This is a genomic window from Vibrio plantisponsor (assembly GCF_013041605.1).
GTDB lineage: Bacteria > Pseudomonadota > Gammaproteobacteria > Enterobacterales > Vibrionaceae > Vibrio > Vibrio plantisponsor.
The window spans coordinates 48,257-70,183 of sequence record NZ_JABEQC010000004.1; the positions used below are offsets into that span (position 1 = coordinate 48,257).

A 21,927-nucleotide genomic window follows, 5' to 3' on the forward strand; every position below is an offset into this window, starting at 1 on the left:
ACAGCACTTACGCAACCCTTCTTTCGAATTAGTTTTTCTAATCAAAAAACTCAAAATAACTCATGTGTGGCACGTAATTTCCGTGATCTACTTGTTATTTTGAGCAAACAACTCGCTCACTCCGCTGTTGATGTGATTTATATCAACTTTTTTTGCAACACAAACAAAGAGAATTGCGCACGAAATTATTTTCCCATAAAAAATTGAGATATAAAAAATGAACACATCGATTGCTATCGAAAAATCAGAACAATCTTCTAATAAATGGACTTATCAAGATTTTGCATGGACTCTCTCTCTTTTTGGTACGGCTGTAGGTGCAGGTGTACTTTTCCTTCCCATTAAAGCGGGTGCGGGTGGTTTTTGGCCATTAGTTATTTTGGCATTGATCGCAGCCCCAATGACATGGTTCGCTCACAAAAGCTTAGCTCGCTTTGTACTCTCGGCTAAGAACCCTGAAGCGGACATCACTGACACTGTAGAAGAACACTTCGGTAAAACTGGCGCAAACCTTATTACTTTCGCTTACTTCTTTGCCATTTACCCTATTGTTCTTATTTACGGCGTTGGTATCACCAACACGGTTGATTCTTTCCTAGTAAACCAAGTAGGTATGGAATCGATACCTCGCTGGTTACTATCTGGCTTATTGATCGCAGCAATGACTGCGGGTGTTTTGTTTGGTAAAGAACTGATGCTGAAAGCAACTTCAGCAATGGTATACCCACTTGTAGCAATCCTACTGGCTCTGTCTTTCTACCTTATCCCAGAGTGGAACAGCTCAATGGTCGAAGTAGCACCGGATTGGTCGTCTATGCCTTCTATTATTTGGCTAGCAATCCCAATTATTGTGTTCTCTTTCAACCACAGCCCTATCATTTCTCAGTTCTCTAAAGAACAACGTATGCAACACGGTGAAAACGCAGTTGAGAAAACTGACTCAATCACTGGTGGCGCAGCTATGATGCTGATGGGCTTTGTTATGTTCTTCGTGTTCTCAGTTGTCCTTTCTCTGTCGCCAGAGCAACTAGCAGAAGCAAAAGCACAGAACATTTCGGTACTTTCTTACCTAGCAAACATCCATGAGTCACCATTGATCTCATACATGGGTCCTCTGGTTGCTTTCGCTGCAATTACTTCTAGCTACTTCGGCCACTTCTTAGGCGCGCATGAAGGTCTAGTTGGTCTGATCAAATCGCGTTCACAAACACCTGTAAACAAGATTGAAAAAGCGTCTCTACTGTTCATCGTTGTTACAACTTGGATTGTTACGATTATTAATCCAAGCATCCTTGGAATGATTGAGACAATGGGCGCACCAATGATTGCTGCTATCCTATTCTTGATGCCTGTATTTGCGATGAACAAAGTTCCTGCTATGGCGAAGTACAAGACTTCTGTTCCAGTGCAAATTTTCACAGTTATTTGTGGTCTTGCAGCGATTAGTTCTGTAATCTACGGCGCGTTTTAATCCCAAACTTTGTAAAGTCCGATTAAACTAAAAATATAATAGTAGTAAGCCTCCTTTTTACAGGAGGCTTAGTTTGAGGTAATCGCTATGATTAGTGTGTTTGATATCTATAAAATTGGCATCGGTCCTTCGAGCTCACATACAGTTGGACCAATGAAAGCCGGTAAACAATTTGTTGATGACTTAAGCGCAATGGATAAGCTACAAGACATCACCAAAATTACCGTGGACGTTTATGGATCATTATCGCTGACAGGGAAAGGTCACCATACAGATATTGCTATCATCATGGGCTTAGCAGGTAACACTCCTGAGCATGTTGATATCGACAGTATTCCAGGTTTTATTGAAAGCGTTCAGCAGACTGAACGTCTTCCTGTTGGTACGCACAATCATACCGTTGCTTTTCCACGTGAAGGTGGCATGGTTTTCCATAAGAGCTTCTTGTCTTTACACGAAAACGGCATGTCAATTCATGCGTGGAACGGTGACGAAGTTGTTTACAGTAAAACCTACTACTCTATCGGCGGCGGTTTTATTGTTGATGAAGAGCATTTCGGTCAAAAAGCAAAAAATGAAGTATCAGTTCCTTACCCGTTTAACTCAGCAGAAGAGTTGGTTAACCAGTGTAAAGAGAGCGGACTTTCTATCAGTACTCTAGTAATGGAGAACGAGAAAGCCCTTCATACTGATGTTGAAGTGAAAGAGTACTTCGCGAACATTTGGCGAACCATGCAAGAGTGTATGGAACGTGGTATGAACACCGAAGGTATTCTTCCAGGTCCACTGCGTGTGCCTCGTCGTGCTGCAGCTCTGCGCCAACAGCTTTTGACTTCTGAAAAAATCACTAACGATCCTATGGCCGTTGTTGACTGGGTAAACATGTACGCATTCGCAGTGAATGAAGAAAACGCAGCGGGTGGTCGTGTGGTTACGGCTCCAACGAACGGTGCGTGTGGCATTATCCCTGCGGTACTTGCTTACTACGACAAGTTCATCCAGACAGTAACAGAGAAAGATTATACTCGTTACTTCGCAGCTTCTGGCGCTATCGGTGGTTTGTACAAGCAAAACGCATCTATCTCTGGCGCTGAAGTAGGTTGCCAAGGTGAAGTTGGCGTAGCGTGTTCAATGGCTGCTGGTGGTCTTGCGGCTCTGTTAGGCGGTAGCCCAGAGCAAGTGTGTATGGCAGCTGAAATTGCTATGGAACACAACTTAGGTCTAACGTGTGACCCTGTTGCAGGACAAGTGCAAGTACCATGTATTGAACGTAATGGTATTGCTGCTGTAAAAGCAATCAACTCTACCCGTATGGCAATGCGCCGTTCATCAGCGCCACGCGTTTCTCTTGATAAAGTCATTGAAACTATGCTGGAAACCGGTAAAGACATGAACGCAAAATACCGTGAAACATCACAAGGTGGTTTAGCCGTTAAAGTTATCTGTTAATCGCGAGTTTTTGCTCTGTTAAATGAAAGCCTGAAGATGATTCTTCAGGCTTTTTTCTTTTCTAATCTACCCTTTCTTGACTTACCTTTACTTAGTTTTACTTTTTGAACGCTTGTTAAAAAAAGCGATTCGCTTAAAAATGGTTCTCATTACTGCTGTTCATCATTCGGAATCATTTCATCCACATGGCTATACGTATCACAACTAAAAAAGTCTTCGTCGTGCTGGCGCTTATCGCTGGTATCGGTGGTGCTGGTTACTACTTTTATCCCAAAGAAGCGCCACCAAGTTTCGCAACCGAAACGGTCCATAGAGGCAACATAGAAAACACAGTGCTTGCCACTGGTATGTTGCAAGCGTCTAAACTGGTTGCTGTTGGTGCTCAGGTTTCCGGTCAGATTGAAAAGCTTGGCGTAAAGCTCGGTGATGAGATCAAACAAGGCGACTTAGTGGCTCAAATTGATAGCCTTACACAACAAAACAGCCTTAAAGAAGCTAACGCGTCACTAAGTAGCCTGAAAGCACAAATAAGTGCAAAGCAAGCTCAAATTCGTCAAGCTCAGTCTGAATATACACGTCAAAAATCAATGCTTGCAGATAAAGCGAGCTCACAAGCGGACTATGAATCAGCAGAAGCAACGCTAGCAATCTACAAAGCGGAACTTGAACAGATCAAAGCAGAGTTAGAGCAAGCGAAGATCAGTGTCGACAGCGCACAAATCGACCTCGGTTACACCACGATCAACGCACCAATGGATGGCACTGTGGTTTATAGCGCGGTAGAAGAAGGTCAAACGGTTAACGCTAACCAAACTACCCCAACCATTATTGAACTGGCACAGCTTGACCGCATGACGGTGAAAGCACAGATTTCAGAAGCGGATGTGGTGAACGTTAAGTCAGGTCTACCTGTTTACTTCACAATCTTAGGTAAACCAAACCACCAATATCATGCAACTTTAAGAGCGATTGAACCGGGTCCAACACTAATGGATGGTGATGACAGCGATCTTTCCGTTAGTAACGATGAAGCCATCTACTACCACGGTCTATTTGAAGTGGATAACCCAGACCGAACGCTACGCATCGGTATGACAGCGCAGGTATCGATTGTATTGAACAAAGCTGAAAACGCACTACTGGTGCCAGCTCAAGTCATTCTCAAACAACCGGGCAAAACGCCGCGTTATCAAGTTCCAGTATTGGTCAATGGTCAGCAGGAAATGCGTGATGTGACCATTGGTATCAACAACAAAATCTTTACTGAAGTCACCAGTGGACTAGAAGAAGGCGATCAAATTATTGTTGGAACACCAAGTGCCGGTGGTACGCGTTCTAGCCGTATGGGTCCACCGAGGATGTTTTAATGTCTCGTCCACTACTTGAAATATCCCATATCTATCGTAGCTTTGCCGCGGGTGACGAAGAGTTAACGGTACTTAAAGACGTTAACCTCACCATTGAACGTGGTGAGATGGTTGCTATCGTCGGAACATCTGGCTCTGGTAAGTCTACATTAATGAACATCCTTGGCTGCCTTGATCAACCAAGTAGCGGTGATTACTGGATTAACGGTCGAAATACATCACAACTCAACTCAGACCAACTGGCTGAGCTACGCCGTGAACATTTTGGCTTTATCTTCCAGCGCTACCATCTGCTTGGTGATTTAACCGCTGTTGGTAACGTTGAGATCCCCGCAATCTATGCGGGCAGTGATAAGAAAGCACGTCAGGAACGCGCGGAAAAACTGCTTACTCGCCTTGGTCTTGCTGACCGTCTGGATCACAAACCGAACCAATTAAGTGGTGGTCAGCAGCAGCGTGTTTCCGTTGCTCGCGCATTAGTTAATGGTGGCGATGTGATACTGGCTGACGAACCAACAGGTGCACTTGATAGTAAAAGTGGCGAAGAGATGATGATCCTGCTGCAAGAGCTTCATCAGCTTGGTCACACTATCATCATCGTTACCCACGATTTGAAAGTCGCTCAACACGCAGATCGAATTATTGAAATCAAAGATGGTGAAATAATTAGTGACACTGTCACTAAAAAAGAACTGATTTCACAGAACAGCGATAGCGTAAAACCTTCTCCTGCTACAGATGTATTAGGAAAAGGTCGTAATCTATTCGATAACTTGTGGGAAGCGCTAAAAATGGCGTTGGTAGCCATGTCTAACCACAGGCTCAGAACTTTCCTGACCATGCTAGGCATCATTATCGGTATCGCATCGGTTGTTTCAGTAGTAGCCTTAGGGAATGGTTCGCAGAAATCGATTCTCGAAAACATCTCAGCAATGGGTACCAACACGATCGACATTATGCCGGGGACTGGTTTTGGTGACCGACGCTCAGGGCGAGTGAGAACCTTAACCGCTGCCGACGCTGACGCGCTGAAGAACTTACAGTTTATTGATAGCGTTACACCCACACTGAGCACGTCTGTGACTTTGAAATATGGAAACCAAGCCGTGACAGCTTCAGTACAAGGCGTGGGACCGGATTATTTCCGTGTGCGCGGCTATGAACTGGCGAATGGTCAATATTGGGATGATTCCAGCGTGTCTTCTATGGCTCAAGAAGCGGTGATTGATAACAATACCCTCAAATCATTGTTTCCTGATCAAAACCCGATTGGTGAAGTGATTTTCGCCGGTAATTTACCGATCCGTATCATAGGTGTTACCAAAGCGAAAGAGAGTGCATTTGGTAATAGCGATTCACTCAATATCTGGGTTCCCTACACCACGGTCAGTGCGCGTATGGTTGGGCAGAACTATCTGAACCGAATCTCAGTACGTGTTGATGACAACACGCCTAGTGAAGCCGCTGAACAAGCAATTATTCAGTTGTTAAAAATGCGCCATGGCACTGAAGATTTCTTCACGATTAACACGGATACCATTCAACAGAACATTACTAAGACCACTGCGACTATGACCTTATTGATCTCTGCCATTGCGGTCATTTCTCTAGTCGTTGGCGGTATTGGTGTCATGAACATCATGTTGGTTTCAGTTACAGAACGTACCCGCGAGATTGGGGTACGTATGGCGGTTGGTGCAAGACAAAGTGACATTCTTCGCCAGTTCTTGATTGAAGCGGTATTAGTTTGTTTGTGTGGCGGCACCATTGGTATTGGTATGGCTTATTTAATTGGCGTTGCGTTCGCCACGTTTGGCAGTAGTTTTACTATGATTTATTCAACAACATCGATCGTTTCTGCATTCTTGTGCTCCACCCTTATTGGCGTACTGTTTGGCTATCTTCCTGCGAAGAATGCCGCACAGCTAAACCCAATTGACGCGTTATCTAGGGAGTAAGCCATGTTACGTCGATACAAATACTCCACTCTTGCACTGTGTGTCGTGTTAGCCACTGGCTGCGTGACTCGCTCAGAATTTCCTGAACCGGAAGTGCAAGTACCACAAACTTGGCAATCTTCACCGCAAGTGTCGAATGACCAATCTTCTTCAGAGCTGTCTTCGAAAAACGCATCTCCTGCAATCAGTCATTGGTGGACAAGTTTTAACGACGAACAACTCAATCAATTGGTTGAGAAAGTTCTTGCGACCAACAGCGATTTAGCCATCGCTACGCTGACATTAAAACAAGCTCGTTTAGAAGCTAATTTAGCCGGAAGAGATCTCTACCCGGACCTATCAGGCAGCGTTTCCGCTGATGGCTCACGCTATTTAGATAGCGGAGTTTCAAGTGAAAGTTATCAAACCGGGCTGTCCGTCAGTTACGAAGTAGACCTGTGGGGCAAACTTTCAGCTGCCGCAGATGAGAGTGAATGGACAGCGCTTGCGAGCTTAAAAGAACGTGAAGCGACAGCCCAAAGTTTAGTTGCAACTACGGCGCAACTCTATTGGCAAATCGGTTATCTGAACCAGCGTATTGAACTCAGTAATAGTGATATTTCCGATGCAACGGACACCTTAAAGCAAGCCCAGAGTCAGTTCAACAATGGCTCTGTTACTCGACTTAATGTTTTGGAAGCAGAGCGCTCCCTTGCAGGGTTGGAAGCCACACATCGTGATTACTTGCAGCAGCTAACAGAGGCACAAAACGCTTTCGCTATCTTGTTTGACCAAGCGCCACAGCAAATGGTGAAAGAGATTAAAGCACTGCCAGAAGGAGCATTGCCAGAAATCGCATCAGGTGTACCTGCAGATGTTTTGAGCCGTCGTCCCGACATCAAACAAGCACTCTATGAGCTGAAAGCTACATTTGCAGCCAAAGATTCTGCCGATGCCGCTTACTTTCCAACGTTAACCTTAACGGGTGCGCTAGGTGGCTCGTCTGAACAGCTTCGCAACTTACTGAGCGACCCATTGGGTTCAATTGGCGCTGATTTAACGATGCCGTTCCTCAACTGGAACACCATGCAGATCAATCAAGATATCGCGCAAGTGAAATACGAATCTGCGATCATTTCATACCGCAAAGCGCTCTATACCGCGTTTCAGGATGTGGATAATGCCCTATCTGCTCGTGAAAACTATCAGTATCAGGAAGAGAAACTTCAGAAACAGTATGACAGCGCAGCAGAAGCGGCTCGCATTTACGCCAGTCAGTATAAGTATGGTGCAATTAGCATTACCACTTTGCTTGATGCTCAAGACAATGAGCGCAGTGCCAAAGCGTCACTGTTAGAGAATCGATACAACCAACTCGTCAATCTCACTACGATTTATCGAAGCCTAGGTGGAGATGATTTGGTACCTCAAGCAACTGCTGAAACTTCGCAGCAATAACAAAGCTTATTTAGAAGTTAATTGGCAATTCATAAAAAAGAGAAACGCTTTTAACAGTCGTTTCTCTTTTTCTATCTAACTTCCGAACCGATTTTATGGCGCAGGGCTATATAGCCTTGGCGAGCCCGAATGAGGCAAATGAATCAAGTTCAGATTGTTTCTTCTCGCCCATTCAACAGTTAATGCGGTTGGGGCAGATAAACACACCAACGTAGAAAGCTTTGCTCTTACAGCTTTATGAATAAGCTCCAGACTGCAACGACTGGTCACTATTGCAAAGCCGCTTTTGATATTGAGCCGCTCTGATGCCATTGCACCAATCAGCTTATCCAGCGCATTGTGACGACCAATGTCCTCGCGGCAGAGCACAATCTCCCCTTTTGCATTGGCAAATAAAGCGGCATGCAGCGCGCCGGAAATTTTTGCCGCTTGCTGATGTTGAGCGATTCTCTCTCTCAACCCTTCAAAGACTAACGGATTAGGTGCTGAGGATGAATCCAGTGGAGACAAATCAGGTAAAGCTTGTTCAAGAGCAGCAACTCCGCAGATACCACAACCGGTCGTGCCTGCCATATGACGACGTTGATTTTTCAGATTCCAAAAAGCGCGGTTACTGATTTCAACTTCTGCGAAGTGAGAGTCGCCCTGCCCGCCAATTTCTATGTCTCGAATTTCGCTAAAGCTACTCACAATGCCAGCACTAAGGCTAAATCCGCGAACGAAATCTTCAAGATGACCGGGGGTGACCATCATCACCGCTTGGTTGATACCGTTGTAACTGATCGCTAACGCAGACTCGCTGGCTAACGGAGCATCTAGTATTTCACTTTCACCGGTTAACTCACGGTAGTAATGCGCACTCGGTGCAGCTGGCGCTTGGTTAAAATCATGCAGCTCACTGTAAGTTTGAGTATCTATCGTGCAGGACATCAAATCACCTCCATCACTTGCATGCGTGATTTAGGCTTAGCAAACAGATGTTTCGCTTCAGCAAAGCACTGATCAACAAGCGCCGATGAGGGTTCTTGTTTACGTTTGAGTAAAACCAGAGGTGAATGCACCACCGCTTTCTCAATCGGGACGATACGCAGTTGTTCGTTGAGTTCGGCTAACCCAGAATTGAGCGGCATAATTGCACAGCAAAGTCCGCTGGTGACCGCTTGGATTAAGTGAAAGGTGGAATTACTTTCAATCACCGTTTGCGGAACAAGTCCTTTACTACCAAAACTCAAATCGATGGAGTGGCGGTAATGCATCCCTTTTGATAGCAAACCCAATGGAATGCTGCTTAAGGATTCCCACATCACAACGTCTTCAGCAAAGTCAAAATAACGATGGTCGTAAAGCACGCCTAAATCTGTTGAACTCATTTCGACTACGTCAAAATAACTGGTATTGACCTGATCGATATAACACATGCCCAAATCCAGTTGGTTACGATTGAGCTGGTCTATGATCTGTTCAGAAGCCATAGACATAATCTGAAAACGCAATTCAGGAAAGAGTTCTGACAGTGGTTTAATAAGCTGCATTGGGTTTTGACTTGCTAAAGGAACCATGCCCAATCTTAGTGAGCCCACTAACTGACCACGGCAGTTTGCCGCTTCAGCGTGTAAGCCGTCATGCGCAGCTAATACCGTTTTCGCCCAAGCAAGAATTCGGTTCCCTGCTTCGGTAAACCCTTCAAAACGTTGGCTTCTGGTGATCAATTCAAGCTCAAGCTCTTCCTCAAGACGCCGAATTCTCATCGACAATGTTGGCTGCGTGATATGACACAACGCCGCCGCTTGGCCAAAATGTTTGGTCTGATCTAAGGCGATTAGATACTTGAGTTGTTTGATGTCCATTGTCGATTGCTTTGCCTAAGGTGTTTTTGATTTGAGCGCGTTGCCGTCAATTTTTAGCAAATAAACTTCTGTTGCAATAATTGATCTAAATCAAGACTATTCCTCTAAAATCCTACGGTCAAATCTAATTTATCTATAGCGTGATAGATAGTGACTATTAAAAAAATGACGGCAGAACAAGGGATGGAATGATTATTGGAATTAAATTTAAGCAATTAAACAACACATCAATAAATAATGTTTATCACGAAGTAATTTTTCCAGTTTGCCTAGTGCCATAGATTTTATTTATCACTCGGTCGGTAATATCAATTGGACGCATATCTTACAACGCAATAATCTTTGATTTAGATCAAGGCATCATATCAGCCGATCCAATCAGAAGTTAAAAAGCAGTAATCAGGATTCTTTAAAACAACAACAAACCGTTTTACTACTGCCGCCTTATCCACATATCGCGCCTGTTTTCACCGGTACTCCTGCTTACTGTCGTTCCTGTACGTTAGGAGAAAAGTCGTGAGTCAAAAAGAACAAATAAAACAATACAATGGTCCTGCTGGTGGCTGGGGAGCACTGAAAGCCGTCACGAAAAGCTGGTGGGGCAGCGAGAATGCCGTTAAAAATATCCGAACCATGCTTAAAACTAACCAGAACGGCGGCTTTGACTGCCCGGGGTGTGCATGGGGAGAATCACCAGAAAGTGGCAAAGTAAACTTCTGTGAAAATGGGGCGAAAGCAGTGAACTGGGAGGCAACCAACCGTGTTGTAGACCCAGAGTTTTTCGCCACCCACAGTGTCTCCTCGCTATTGAAACAAACCGACTATTGGCTTGAGTATCAAGGTCGTATTACCCATCCAATGAAATACGACTCAGCAACGGACCACTATGTACCGATAAGTTGGGACGATGCCTACCAACTGGTCGCTCAACATCTTAATCAACTTGAGTCACCGCATCAGGCTGAATTCTATACTTCGGGACGTGCGAGTAACGAAGCCGCGTTTTTATATCAGCTTTTTGTTCGCGCTTTCGGTACCAACAACTTTCCTGACTGCTCTAACATGTGTCACGAAGCCAGCGCCATCGGCATGAAAGATACGATTGGTGTTGGTAAAGGTACGGTGATTTTTGATGATTTCGCCAAAGCCGATGCCATCTTTGTGATTGGTCAGAACCCAGGAACCAACCACCCACGTATGCTTGAACCTCTTCGTGAAGCGGTCAAACGTGGCGCGCAAGTCATATGTTTAAACCCGCTGAAAGAGCGTGGTTTGGAGCGTTTTCAAAACCCACAAGTTCCAATTGAAATGCTGCGTAATGGTTCAAAACCAACCAATACAGCCTATTTGAGACCAGCTCTCGGTGGTGACATGGCAGTGTTTCGTGGTATCGCTAAATTCCTACTGCAATGGGAACGCGAAGCAGTAGAAACCGGTGGCAAAGCTGTTTTTGATAGAGATTTCATCAATAACCATACCATTGGGATTGATGAATATTTGAAAGAAGTCGATGCCACAACGTGGGAACATATTGCTGAACAATCTGGCTTAGAGCTACATGAAATCGAAACCGTTGCCGATATGTATCGCCGGTCAGAGCGTGTGATCATGTGCTGGGCAATGGGACTTACTCAGCATCGTCACTCAGTACCTACGATTAAAGAAGTAGCGAACGTGCAAATGTTGCGCGGCAACGTAGGTAAGCCCGGAGCAGGTCTTTCTCCTGTTCGTGGACACAGTAACGTACAAGGTGACCGTACTATGGGTATTGATGAGAAACCATCGACTGCCCTTTTAGACAGCATTGAGCGTCGCTTCAATTTCAAAGTACCACGCGAGATTGGTCACAACACCATCCAAGCGATTAAAGCGATGGAAGAGCAACAGTCGAAAGTGTTCATTGGTTTAGGTGGGAACTTCGCCCAAGCAACGCCGGACACTGAGCGTACTCACCTTGCAATGAAAAACTGTAATCTGACCGTTCATATTTCAACCAAGCTAAACCGTTCTCACCTAGTGACAGGTAAAGATGCCCTTATCCTACCTTGCTTAGGACGTACAGAAATTGATGTTCAAGATCATGGACAACAAGGTATCACTGTTGAGGACACATTCAGTATGGTCCATATCTCCTATGGTCAATTGAAACCTCGCTCGGAACATTTACGTTCAGAGCCAGCCATCATTGCCGGAATTGCCCGTGCGACTCTCGGCTGCCACCCGATTGACTGGAACTGGGCAATTCAGGATTACGAACGTATCCGCGATTTGATTTCTGAGACTATTCCTGGTTTTACCGATTTCAATCAAAAACTGCGTAATCCAGGTGGCTTCCATCTTGTAAACTCAGCAGCAGAACGTAAATGGAATACCCCATCAGGTAAAGCACAGTTTAGTGACAGCCCGTTACCCAAACAGCTGATCAACGAGGCCGTCTTGGAGCAAGGCAACAAACCCGATTTGATATTGCAAACCATGCGTTCACACGACCAATACAACACCACTCTTTATGGTTTGAACGACCGCTATCGCGGTGTGTTTGGTATGCGTGAAGTGCTGTTTGTCAATGAAGATGATATTGCCAAACTTGGATTTGAAAACGGTGACAAGGTGGATATGGTGTCGCTTTGGGAAGATGGCGTTACTCGTAAAGTACAAGGCTTTACCTTAGTAGCGTACGATATTCCTAGAGGTCAGGCTGCCGCATATTATCCAGAAACCAATCCGCTTGTACCTTTGGATAGCTATGGAGAAAGAACCTTTACTCCAACGTCTAAGTTCATCGCAATCAAGCTTGAAAAAGCCTCTTCAGATGAAATTCAACGTTCTAAAGTCGAATAAAAGAATCTGAATTAGCAAACACAAAAAAACCACCCGACACTTCATGCATTATTTAGCGATATAAAGTTAAACGATGCAGAGTTAAGGTGGTTTTCTTTTTCAGCTTGAAGCGTCGACGAGTCAGCCGCTACAGAGCGAGTTAGGCTTCGCCAGTATAGATACAGCCAGCGGTACAGGTTTCTTTGATTTCAACTTTGCTCAGCAAAGGCAAAGACGGTTTAAGCTGCTGCCAAATCCACTTCGCAAGAACTTCACTGGTCGGGTTTTCTAACCCTTCAATATCATTCAGATAGTAGTGATCCAGTCTGTCATAGATAGGTTTGAATGCAGCTTTGATTTCTGCGAAATCCACTAACCACCCTGTATGCGGGTCAACATCGCCAGCGACGTATAGGCGAACCAAAAATGAGTGTCCATGCAAACGGCCACACTTATGCCCTTCTGGTACATGCGGTAAGTGGTGCGCGGCTTCGAACATGAACTCTTTGTAAATTTCAGTCTTCATATTGGTGATCAGTCTATCAATCTGGCTAGTAAAAATGAGGCGCAATAGTAAGTAATCTGACACTAGGAAACAAGCGTAGGATCTCACTTTTCACTGCAATTTCAGTTTTAACAAAACAATAATTCGATGTCGAAATTATGGCAGCAGCGTCAAATTTCTGAGCACAGCATTTCTGTGTCACAAATATAAAATCCATATTTTGTATGTGGTCACAGTAACAAAAACACTCATTTTCCCTTTATTTTCTAACGTCTATATTTAGTTAAATAATATTTAATAACTCTATAACAATAAGACCATTATGAGCTCAACAATTACCTCCAAACTACTTCTGACGCTGGTGACAGTTTTCGCACTGGTTCTGGCTAGTTCAACTATTTATCAGTCTATTCAACAACGGGATTTGATTAACTCCGTCTTGGGTGAGCAACTGCACGATAAAGCCAGCAACTATTTCGATAGCCTCAATATGATGATGCTTACCGGCACTATGGCGCAGAAAGAAACGCTGCGTCAAAAAGCCTTAGCGCAAGATGGTATTGAACAAGTGCGTGTTTTGCGCTCTGACTTAGTCAGTAAACTTTATGGTCCGGGTCAGGAAAACCAAACACCTGTTGACGATATTGATAAACGTGCATTGAAAGGCGAATACATTTTAGAGCCGATAGAAGCGAGTTGGGGTAAAGGCATTGTTGTCGCTCTGCCGATGAAATCCAGCGAAAACTATCGCGGCACAAACTGTGTGGCTTGCCACATGGCGCCTGAGGGCGAAGTGTTGGGGGTTATCCGCCTTGAGTACAACCTAAGTCATATCAACAGCCTGATTAACCACAGAACTCTGATTGGTGTCGGAATCATGGCTGCTATCGCTATTGTTGGCTTCTTGATTACACTCACGCTGATTAAGAGATTCATTGTAAGACCATTGCAAACAACCACACTGTTTATGAGTCAGGTCAGTAAAAGTAAAGATCTTTCACCGCGACTTGATAACGGCAAGAAGGACGAATTGGGACAACTCGCTGCCTCAATTAACTCCCTTATGGACACCGTATCGGACAGCTTGCAACAAGTACAAACAACATCACATTCCCTCGCCTCTTCCGCTAATCAGCTAACGGGCGTCGCGCAGGTAACAGACAGAGCGGCGAATAATCAACAAAGTGAAACTTCTGATGTGCAGTACAACATCGAAGAAATGCAAAATAAGCAGCACGAAGTTGAGCTGTCGACAGCGGATGCAGCTCAATTAGTCAAACACACCACAAATGTTGCCCAAACTAGTGCGAAACAAGCGCACTCTGCCAGCGAAGATATTAAAAACTTGGTTGGTGACATTGAAGATGTGAAAAATAAAATAGCGCAGCTGAACAACCAAACTGGCGAAGTTTCTACCATTTTGGGCGTGATTAGAGGTATCGCCGAACAAACCAACCTACTTGCACTGAACGCGGCGATTGAAGCGGCACGAGCTGGCGAACAAGGTCGTGGATTTGCCGTGGTGGCTGACGAAGTTCGTAACCTTGCTTCGCGTACCGCAGAAGCGACGGGGAATATTGAGAAAATTATTGCCCAGTTCCAAAGAGAGAGCGAAGAGTCGATGGTTTCAGTCGATAGCGTCTGTTCAGAGGCTCATGCCCGCTCAAATGAAATTGAAGAACTCTCTGCTGCGATGACGAATGTTGTAGCTGAAATGAAGCAGGTTCTCGAGCATACTGAAAGTATTCAGCGCCAGACACAGATGACTACACAAGTAAGCCAGAATGTTCAGCAAAAAGTAGAAGTGATCGCACGCCACGCGCAAGACACTTCTCACTCAGCAACAGAAACGCGCGAAATCAGCTTAAATCTAGAGCAATTGTCACAACAACTGGAGTCTTTGCTCAATCAATTTACTCTTTCGCGTAAGAATTAACCACCAAAGTAAGATTAAAGGTTGAAGCTGACGAATTGACAGGTAATATGTCCCGTTGAATCAATAAGAATTCTATCCAACCCAATGAATCGTCTATTTAATAAACAATAATGACGAAAAAACACATTGGGTTGAATGTTTACCTCAATGGAGACTATATCAAACATGACTTACGCGCCTGTAACTGACGTACTTGGCGGCAAGCTAGCAGTAGACAGTGAAGTCACTGTACGCGGCTGGATCCGTACACGTCGTGATTCCAAAGCTGGAATCTCTTTCCTTGCCATTTATGACGGCTCTTGTTTCGACCCGATTCAGGCCGTGGTCCCAAATAATCTTAATAATTACGAAAACGAAGTATTAAAGCTAACAACTGGCTGCTCTGTTGAAGTAACAGGTAAGATTGTTGAGTCTCCAGCGTCTGGTCAAGATTTCGAACTAGCAGCAACTGAAGTTAAAGTTGTTGGCTGGGTTGAAGATGCTGAAACATACCCAATGGCGAAAACTCGTCACTCTATCGAGTATCTTCGTGAAGTTGCACACCTTCGCCCACGCACTAACGTCATTGGTGCGGTTGCTCGTGTACGTAACTCTCTTTCTCAAGCAATTCACCGTTTTTACCATGAGCAAGGCTACTTCTGGATGTCGGCTCCACTTATCACAGCTTCAGATGCTGAAGGTGCTGGTGAGATGTTCCGCGTATCAACGCTTGATATGGCTAACCTGCCACTAGATGACAAAGGTAATGTTGATTACAACGAAGACTTCTTCGGTAAAGAAACGTTCCTAACTGTATCTGGTCAGCTAAACGCAGAAGCATACGCTTGTGCATTAAGCAAAGTGTACACTTTCGGCCCGACTTTCCGTGCTGAAAACTCAAACACTAGCCGTCACCTTGCTGAATTCTGGATGGTTGAGCCTGAAGTTGCGTTTGCAGAACTTGATGACGTAGCGAAACTCGCAGAAGACATGCTGAAGTATGTATTTAAAGCAGTTCTTGCTGAGCGTCGTGACGACCTAGAATTCTTTGCATCTCGTATCGACAAAGATGCCATCACTCGTCTAGAGCAGTTCGTACAATCTGACTTTGCACAAGTGGATTACACTGATGCAATTCAAATCCTTCTGGATTCAGGTCGTGAGTTCGAGTTCCCAGTTGAGTGGGGTATCGACATGTCTTCTGAGCATGAGCGTTACCTAGCTGAAGAACACTTCAAAGCGCCTGTTATCGTTAAGAACTACCCGAAAGACATCAAAGCTTTCTACATGCGTCTGAATGATGACGGTAAGACAGTAGCAGCGATGGACGTTCTTGCACCGGGCATCGGTGAAATCATCGGTGGTTCTCAGCGTGAAGAGCGTTTAGACGTTCTTGATGCACGTATGGTTGAAATGGGCATCGATCCTGAGCACATGAGCTGGTACCGCGACCTACGTCGTTACGGTACTGTACCTCACGCTGGTTTCGGTCTAGGTTTCGAGCGTCTAGTGTCTTACGTAACTGGTATGGGTAACGTACGTGACGTGATTCCATTCCCACGTACTCCTCGCTCAGCGAACTTCTAATCACTTTTTGGTGATACATAATTAAAAAGACCTCCCTAGTGGAGGTCTTTTATTTTGTCTGGCACTCAAACTGGTTAACTTTCTTTTTGTTCGGCTTTCAATGCGTACTTTATACCTACAAAGCACAGACTAAAGATAACAAACGGAATAACCGCTGCGGTGTACTCAACCCACGCATATTGTGCAAATGATTTGGCCAAGATAAGGTGTGCAAACACAAGCAAGAAAGCACTAAATATCGCCACTATAATCAGTGTGAGTTCATGTTTTACCAACTGCTTTTTCATCATCGATCCTAACTGAGGGTTGTTATTACGCTGATTAAACCACATTAAGAGATAGGTGAACCGATACAGTTGTTGTGATAAATACCTAAACAGATGCTAGTCACTCACCTAATTTTTTGATGGCATTTTTCTCATGCGCCATCAACAGATATGTAGGTGTCGAGTCATAAGTAGTCTTGAAACAGCTGTCACTTGAAAAATTATGTTCCATACTTTTAATGGAATGACGAATTTTTGGAGGAAGTTATGAAAGTTTTTAGAATGGAAGACCTCAACTACAACGGTATAAAAGATAACGTGCACAGTTGGGACCATCCTGAAGCTCCGGATCCCTATTATTGGCGCCCTGATTGGTTACATATTGCTGAAGATGCCTTGGGCTTACACCCAAAACAACCATTGGACGTCAAAGAAGGACAGGCACCGACTGAAGACGATGCAAAGAAAGCCATCGTTAAACATCTCAACGAAAATCAAAAATAGCCACTGTTGACGACTATGTGTGTTGATGAAAAGCCTCCTATTGCGGAGGTTTTTCTCTATTTATGTGTTCAATTTTGTGAACTACAGAAGCTTTCCTTAAGATTTTTCCGCTTTCTTAAGTTTTCCTTAAGTTACTCCCTGCACTATCCACCTCACAAAGACACTGTTGTCCCCTATCAACTAACTGAATGAGTCGGTGAGCATTATGACAAAACTCGCTTTTGCCTCTATTGCTGGATTACTTTTAATTCACACTTCAGCGTATGCATTCACGAACGATCCGTTCGTAGACAGTGATTCTCCAAAGCAGGCTTCCTCAAACGTTGAGTACACGGCCTACATCTCAAACAAAACCAGCGGGTTAGATTTTTCATCAGTGGCAGCCTCAACCTTAGTCGGGTATCTAGATGAAAATAGCGATAGCGACTTCTTACCTAATGCGGTTGCTGCAATCGCTCTTTCGGCAAGTCTACAGTACACGGTCGATACCCAAGTCAACGCAATTTCAGATGTAAAAATTGCCCCTTATTTTAATGGTAGCGAAACCGGCATTAGCCTTTCATTTTCATTTCAATGATCACTCTCAATCAGCTCCTGATTAAACATAACTGTTCACTGCATAGTCATGTAATCGACAACGACTTTCGTCAACAAATTGGTAACACTTTTCTGCTTCGTTTCCTGCAAAATACAATGGTCTTTTCATAAGAAAAGCGACCTTTAAGCATTAATCATCAGGCAAGTTAAATTATTTTGAAATTTTCTAAACACCACTGTTGTCAGCGTTGGTGCAGAAAGGTATAAATACGATAAATTTGACTGGTTTTACCCTCCACCTAACTTACATGGATGAGCATTATGTTTGAAAAAGTTGTCGCGGCCCCTGCTGACCCTATTCTTGGTTTGACTGAAGAGTTTAAAAAAGACCCTCGCGCTGAGAAAATTAACCTGGGCGTTGGTATTTACAAAAATGAAGCAGGCCAAACCCCTGTTTTAGCTACCGTTAAAAAAGCAGAAGCAGCTCTACTTGAATCTGAAAAAACAAAATCTTATCTAACTATCGAAGGTACTGCAGAGTACGGCTTGGCAGTACAAAAACTGCTATTCGGTGCAGACTCTGACATCGTGACTAAACAGCTAGCAAAAACAGCTCAAGCTCCGGGTGGTACTGGTGCTCTGCGTGTGGCGGGTGAGTTTATCAAACGTCAGCTTGGTAATGTGAAAGTGTGGATCAGTAACCCAACTTGGGCTAACCACAACGGTGTGTTCTCTGCCGCTGGTCTAGAAGTTGCTCAATACTCTTACTACAACGCAGAAGCGAAAGACAAAGATTTCGCAGCTATGGTTGCAGACCTAGAGAAAGCCGCAGCAGGTGATGTTGTACTGCTACACGGATGCTGTCATAACCCAACGGGTATCGATCCAACAGCACAAGAGTGGGAAGTGCTAGCAAAACTCGTGGCTGATAAAGGTCTTCTACCTATGTTTGACTTTGCATACCAAGGTTTTGCAAAAGGCGTTGAAGAAGATGCTGAAGGTCTACGTATTTTCGCTAAGTACAACAGTGAAATTCTAGTCGCAAGCTCGTTCTCTAAGAACTTTGGTTTGTACAACGAGCGTGTGGGTGCTTTCACTCTAGTTGCACCTTCATCTGAAGTAGCAGAAACCGCTTTCTCTCAAGTTAAAGCTATCATCCGTTCTATCTACTCTAACCCACCAGCACACGGTGCAGCAGTAGTAACGCACATTCTTAACAACGCTGAACTGCGTGCAGAATGGGAAGCGGAAGTGGCGGAAATGCGTGAACGTATTCAAGAAATGCGCGAACTGTTCGTAGCAACACTAAAAGAGCAAGGTGTGACAGCAGACTTTAGCTTTATCGAACGTCAAAACGGTATGTTCTCTTTCTCTGGTCTAAACAAAGAGCAAGTAGCTCGTTTGAAAGAAGAGCTAGGCATCTACATCGTAGGCTCTGGCCGTATCAGCGTAGCGGGCATGACGAAGTCAAATATGCTTCCTCTTTGCCAAGGTATTAAAGCCGTACTTTAATCCTTATCAGACAAGTAAAAGCCGACCAGAAGGTCGGCTTTTTTGTACATGTTTGTCTTTAGAAACTAGTTTAATAATTGAATTTTGCCAAGATACCCGCTTCTCGAATTGATGTCCCTCTCTCACCATCGCGGTAAGAGTAAAAACCACCAAGAGAAAATTTAGGATAGACATAATAGTCGCCGCTAAGTGTGTAGATGTTTTCGTCAAGCCATTTATTTCTTAGGGCTTCAGCAAACAGCGATGTTTCGAATTTTTCGGTAACGGCGTATCTCAAGCCAAGGTCTACGCTATAAACAAAGTCGGTTTCTTTATTTCCAGCATCTATTCTCAGTGCTCCCACTTTGCCGTTGGTAACCAAATCCAGTTTATCAGCCAATAACCAGCGATAACCTAAGCCAACTCTGAGCATATAGTGATCAATAGTTACGTTATTAGGGTGAACAAACCGAGAACCATAATCAGTGCTCCAAAGCAGATCACTGCCTTCAAACTTGTGGTTTAACCCGATGATGACTGCACTTGCATTGTCGCTATCTGTTGAATTCGAACGATAAGTACCTGAACTGACACTTCCATATGCATAGTCGTACTGAAGCGGGGTCGCTTCAGTTAGCTCATGTGAAAAAACAGATGAAGATAGCAACACCGACGAGATAAGCACTGCCCATTTTTTCATCAACAACTCCTTGAATTTCCTGCCTCACTCAGATTAGCTTAGTCGAATTTAGCAAAAGATTTTGAGATATATCCATAGAATCTGCGTTCGAAGGAAAAGTCGTGTACAATTTACATTTTCCTGTATTGACAGACTCTTACGTTCATTACGTCCACATAACGCATCTATCAAGGAGCCTATATGGAAGCCGAGCTATCAGAAATTAAGAATTTCCTTAGCCAACACCTCCCTTTCTCTGAGTTACCAGAAGAAACTCTAGAAAACATCGCTCACCATATAGAAATTGCTTACTACAGACAGGACACTCCAATTATTCACCTTGGCGATCATATCCAAGATCTGTATATGATTCGCAGTGGCACAGTTGAAGTCTATCGACGTAAGGGTGAACTCTATAACCGCTTAACCGAGGGCGGGCTGTTCGGCCAAATGGGGCTGCTTACCAACAATAAAGTTCGTTTCCCTGTTACCGCTATTGAAGACACGCTTGTTTATTGCATTCCAGAATCTGTTTTCCAGACACTCTATGAAGAACACGATTCTTTTGCGGATTATGTTGAAGTAGAAGATAACGCACGTCTTCGCCAAGCTGTGTCGAACAGTTCAGAACAAAATGACTTAACCACGTCAAAAGTTAAACGTATTTTGACCGGTGAAGCACCTTACGTACTAAAAGATGCCACCATACAGCAAGCTGCGATCAAGATGGCCGAGGAGAATGACTCTTCACTGTTGGTGATTGACCCTGAAATCCTCGAAGATAATGAAGACGACCAAAGCCCTGTAATTGGCATAGTGACAGAAAAAGATTTGTGCCATCGAGTGCTGGCTACGGGTATTGATCATCAAGCTCCCATTACTGATGTAATGACTTCAGAAGTCATGTTCTTAGACCATAACGCTTATGTTTATGAAGCGATGCTGACGATGCTCCGTTACAACGTTCATCATCTGCCCGTTTTAAAAGATAAAAAGCCAATTGGCATTCTTAATATCACGGACATCATTCGTTATGAGTCGCAGAACTCACTCTTGTTGGTCAGTAGTATCTTCCAGCAAAACAGTGTCAATGACTTAGCAACACTATCAAAACAGGTTAAGAATGCCTTTGTTCGTCTTGTGAATGAGGATGCAAACTCCCATATGGTGGGTACGGCAATGTCGACCATTGGCCGCAGTTTTAAACAGCGGATTCTGGAACTGGCGGAAGAAACCTTCGGCCCTCCCCCTATTCCTTATTGCTTCTTGGCACTTGGTTCTATGGGAAGGGATGAACAGCTCGTTGTTACCGATCAGGATAACGCCATCATTCTAGACGATAGCTACAACGAAGAAGCCCATGGCGAGTATTTTGCCAATCTAGCCAAGTTTGTGTGTGATGCTTTGGACCAGTGCGGTTACAGCTATTGCACCGGAGATATCATGGCGACCAATCCAATGTGGCGAATGACTCGTCAGGAATGGGAAGCATGCTTTGCAGATTGGATTGATAACCCGAACCCGAAAGCATTACTGAATGCTTCGATATTCTTCGATTTGGACGGTGTTTATGGTCGTTTAAAATGGGCAGAAATGCTCAATGGCTTCATCGTTCGTCGCGCACGTAGAAACAATCGCTTTTTGGCTTGTCTGGCGCGCAATGCATTAAACCGAACACCACCTCTCGGCTTCTTCAAGAATTTTGTCATGGAGAAAGATGGCCGTCACAACAACTCTATCAACCTTAAGCGACGCGGTACCGCCCCTCTTGCGGATTTAATACGTGTCCACGCATTAGCGGTCGGTTCTCGTGCCAAAAACTCGTTTGAACGTCTCGACAACGTTATTGATGCGGGCATTTTGCCAAAAGGCCGAGGCGAAGATTTGCGTGATGCACTCGAATTCATCTCTATGGTACGCATTCGCCACCAAGCATTTGATGTTGAGAACGATATCGAAGCGGATAACAACATTGAACCTGAGAATTTATCTGAATTTGAAAGACGCAATTTAAAAGATGCTTTCCAGATTCTAAGTAACGCTCAAAACTTTTTGAAATATCGTTATCAGGCCAGCAACAACTTTAAATAAGGG

General features: G+C 44.3%; 17 protein-coding genes. 12 read left to right on the top strand and 5 right to left on the bottom strand.

Features of this window, described 5'->3' with window-relative positions:
- Positions 1–217 precede the first annotated feature (217 nt).
- The 5 genes from HKI82_RS07115 to HKI82_RS07135 all read left to right on the top strand — a co-directional run bounded on the left by HKI82_RS07115 (position 218) and on the right by HKI82_RS07135 (position 7,682).
- Positions 218–1,471: an aromatic amino acid transport family protein gene (locus tag HKI82_RS07115; RefSeq protein WP_171137609.1), complete on the top strand. Its 1,254-nt coding sequence runs from the start codon at positions 218–220 to the stop codon at positions 1,469–1,471.
- A gap of 87 nt (positions 1,472–1,558) precedes the next feature.
- On the top strand, positions 1,559–2,920 hold the full coding sequence (locus tag HKI82_RS07120) for an L-serine ammonia-lyase (protein WP_102942495.1): 1,362 nt from the start codon (positions 1,559–1,561) through the stop codon (positions 2,918–2,920).
- 185 nt (positions 2,921–3,105) lie between these two features.
- The gene (locus HKI82_RS07125) at positions 3,106–4,287 is read left to right on the top strand and encodes an efflux RND transporter periplasmic adaptor subunit (protein WP_171137610.1); all 1,182 of its coding nucleotides are present in this window, start codon (positions 3,106–3,108) and stop codon (positions 4,285–4,287) included.
- Positions 4,287–6,245, top strand: a complete 1,959-nt coding sequence (locus tag HKI82_RS07130) for a MacB family efflux pump subunit (RefSeq protein WP_171137611.1) — start codon at positions 4,287–4,289, stop codon at positions 6,243–6,245. The genes HKI82_RS07125 and HKI82_RS07130 overlap by 1 nt, the downstream gene beginning before the upstream one ends.
- A gap of 3 nt (positions 6,246–6,248) precedes the next feature.
- Entirely contained in the window at positions 6,249–7,682 is a 1,434-nt protein-coding gene (locus tag HKI82_RS07135; RefSeq protein WP_171137612.1) for an efflux transporter outer membrane subunit, read from the top strand.
- Between the two features lie 93 nt (positions 7,683–7,775).
- On the opposite strand, the gene fdhD is transcribed toward HKI82_RS07135, so the two are convergent.
- A complete protein-coding gene (gene fdhD / locus HKI82_RS07140) occupies positions 7,776–8,612 on the bottom strand; it encodes a formate dehydrogenase accessory sulfurtransferase FdhD (protein WP_171137613.1) in 837 nt (278 codons plus the stop codon).
- Positions 8,612–9,529: a LysR family global transcriptional regulator AcsS gene (locus tag HKI82_RS07145; RefSeq protein WP_102942490.1), complete on the bottom strand. Its 918-nt coding sequence runs from the start codon at positions 9,527–9,529 to the stop codon at positions 8,612–8,614. The genes fdhD and HKI82_RS07145 overlap by 1 nt, the downstream gene beginning before the upstream one ends.
- Before the next feature lie 516 nt (positions 9,530–10,045).
- Between HKI82_RS07145 and HKI82_RS07150 the strand changes: the two genes are divergently transcribed.
- Entirely contained in the window at positions 10,046–12,370 is a 2,325-nt protein-coding gene (locus HKI82_RS07150) for an FdhF/YdeP family oxidoreductase (protein ID WP_171137614.1), read from the top strand.
- 139 nt (positions 12,371–12,509) lie between these two features.
- Here the strand turns inward: HKI82_RS07150 and queD are convergent, their stop codons facing one another.
- On the bottom strand, positions 12,510–12,875 hold the full coding sequence (gene queD / locus HKI82_RS07155; RefSeq protein ID WP_102942488.1) for a 6-carboxytetrahydropterin synthase QueD: 366 nt from the start codon (positions 12,873–12,875) through the stop codon (positions 12,510–12,512).
- A 301-nt stretch (positions 12,876–13,176) separates the two neighbouring features.
- On the opposite strand from queD, the gene HKI82_RS07160 reads away from it, so the two are divergent.
- Positions 13,177–14,790, top strand: coding sequence for a methyl-accepting chemotaxis protein (locus HKI82_RS07160; protein WP_171137615.1), 1,614 nt, complete (start codon positions 13,177–13,179; stop codon positions 14,788–14,790).
- A gap of 165 nt (positions 14,791–14,955) precedes the next feature.
- Positions 14,956–16,356: an asparagine--tRNA ligase gene (asnS, locus tag HKI82_RS07165; protein WP_042487642.1), complete on the top strand. Its 1,401-nt coding sequence runs from the start codon at positions 14,956–14,958 to the stop codon at positions 16,354–16,356.
- Positions 16,357–16,430: 74 nt separating this feature from the next.
- Here the strand turns inward: asnS and HKI82_RS07170 are convergent, their stop codons facing one another.
- Entirely contained in the window at positions 16,431–16,643 is a 213-nt protein-coding gene (locus HKI82_RS07170) for a hypothetical protein (protein ID WP_102942487.1), read from the bottom strand.
- Positions 16,644–16,889: 246 nt separating this feature from the next.
- Here HKI82_RS07170 and HKI82_RS07175 point away from each other — a divergent pair, with 246 nt between their 5' ends.
- The 3 genes from HKI82_RS07175 (at position 16,890) to HKI82_RS07185 (ending at position 19,175) form a co-directional block, all read left to right on the top strand.
- Entirely contained in the window at positions 16,890–17,126 is a 237-nt protein-coding gene (locus HKI82_RS07175) for a hypothetical protein (protein ID WP_102942486.1), read from the top strand.
- A gap of 205 nt (positions 17,127–17,331) precedes the next feature.
- A complete protein-coding gene (locus HKI82_RS07180) occupies positions 17,332–17,703 on the top strand; it encodes a hypothetical protein (RefSeq protein ID WP_102942485.1) in 372 nt (123 codons plus the stop codon).
- Positions 17,704–17,984: 281 nt separating this feature from the next.
- Complete coding sequence (locus HKI82_RS07185) at positions 17,985–19,175, top strand: amino acid aminotransferase (protein ID WP_102942484.1); 1,191 nt, start codon at positions 17,985–17,987, stop codon at positions 19,173–19,175.
- Positions 19,176–19,245: 70 nt separating this feature from the next.
- Here the strand turns inward: HKI82_RS07185 and HKI82_RS07190 are convergent, their stop codons facing one another.
- A complete protein-coding gene (locus HKI82_RS07190; protein WP_171137616.1) occupies positions 19,246–19,854 on the bottom strand; it encodes an Ail and OmpX in 609 nt (202 codons plus the stop codon).
- A gap of 180 nt (positions 19,855–20,034) precedes the next feature.
- Between HKI82_RS07190 and HKI82_RS07195 the strand changes: the two genes are divergently transcribed.
- A complete protein-coding gene (locus tag HKI82_RS07195) occupies positions 20,035–21,924 on the top strand; it encodes a DUF294 nucleotidyltransferase-like domain-containing protein (RefSeq protein ID WP_102942482.1) in 1,890 nt (629 codons plus the stop codon).
- The last annotated feature ends 3 nt before the right edge of the window (positions 21,925–21,927 follow it).

Excerpts from the sequence above, each read along its gene's own strand:
- HKI82_RS07115 (WP_171137609.1), top strand. The coding sequence starts at position 218 with ATGAACACATCGATTGCTATCGAAAAATCAGAACAATCTTCTAATAAA.
- HKI82_RS07120 (WP_102942495.1), top strand. The coding sequence starts at position 1,559 with ATGATTAGTGTGTTTGATATCTATAAAATTGGCATCGGTCCTTCGAGC.
- HKI82_RS07125 (WP_171137610.1), top strand. The coding sequence starts at position 3,106 with ATGGCTATACGTATCACAACTAAAAAAGTCTTCGTCGTGCTGGCGCTT.
- HKI82_RS07130 (WP_171137611.1), top strand. The coding sequence starts at position 4,287 with ATGTCTCGTCCACTACTTGAAATATCCCATATCTATCGTAGCTTTGCC.
- HKI82_RS07135 (WP_171137612.1), top strand. The coding sequence starts at position 6,249 with ATGTTACGTCGATACAAATACTCCACTCTTGCACTGTGTGTCGTGTTA.
- fdhD (WP_171137613.1), bottom strand. The coding sequence starts at position 8,612 with ATGTCCTGCACGATAGATACTCAAACTTACAGTGAGCTGCATGATTTT.
- HKI82_RS07145 (WP_102942490.1), bottom strand. The coding sequence starts at position 9,529 with ATGGACATCAAACAACTCAAGTATCTAATCGCCTTAGATCAGACCAAA.
- queD (WP_102942488.1), bottom strand. The coding sequence starts at position 12,875 with ATGAAGACTGAAATTTACAAAGAGTTCATGTTCGAAGCCGCGCACCAC.
- HKI82_RS07160 (WP_171137615.1), top strand. The coding sequence starts at position 13,177 with ATGAGCTCAACAATTACCTCCAAACTACTTCTGACGCTGGTGACAGTT.
- asnS (WP_042487642.1), top strand. The coding sequence starts at position 14,956 with ATGACTTACGCGCCTGTAACTGACGTACTTGGCGGCAAGCTAGCAGTA.
- HKI82_RS07170 (WP_102942487.1), bottom strand. The coding sequence starts at position 16,643 with ATGAAAAAGCAGTTGGTAAAACATGAACTCACACTGATTATAGTGGCG.
- HKI82_RS07175 (WP_102942486.1), top strand. The coding sequence starts at position 16,890 with ATGAAAGTTTTTAGAATGGAAGACCTCAACTACAACGGTATAAAAGAT.
- HKI82_RS07180 (WP_102942485.1), top strand. The coding sequence starts at position 17,332 with ATGACAAAACTCGCTTTTGCCTCTATTGCTGGATTACTTTTAATTCAC.
- HKI82_RS07185 (WP_102942484.1), top strand. The coding sequence starts at position 17,985 with ATGTTTGAAAAAGTTGTCGCGGCCCCTGCTGACCCTATTCTTGGTTTG.
- HKI82_RS07190 (WP_171137616.1), bottom strand. The coding sequence starts at position 19,854 with ATGAAAAAATGGGCAGTGCTTATCTCGTCGGTGTTGCTATCTTCATCT.
- HKI82_RS07195 (WP_102942482.1), top strand. The coding sequence starts at position 20,035 with ATGGAAGCCGAGCTATCAGAAATTAAGAATTTCCTTAGCCAACACCTC.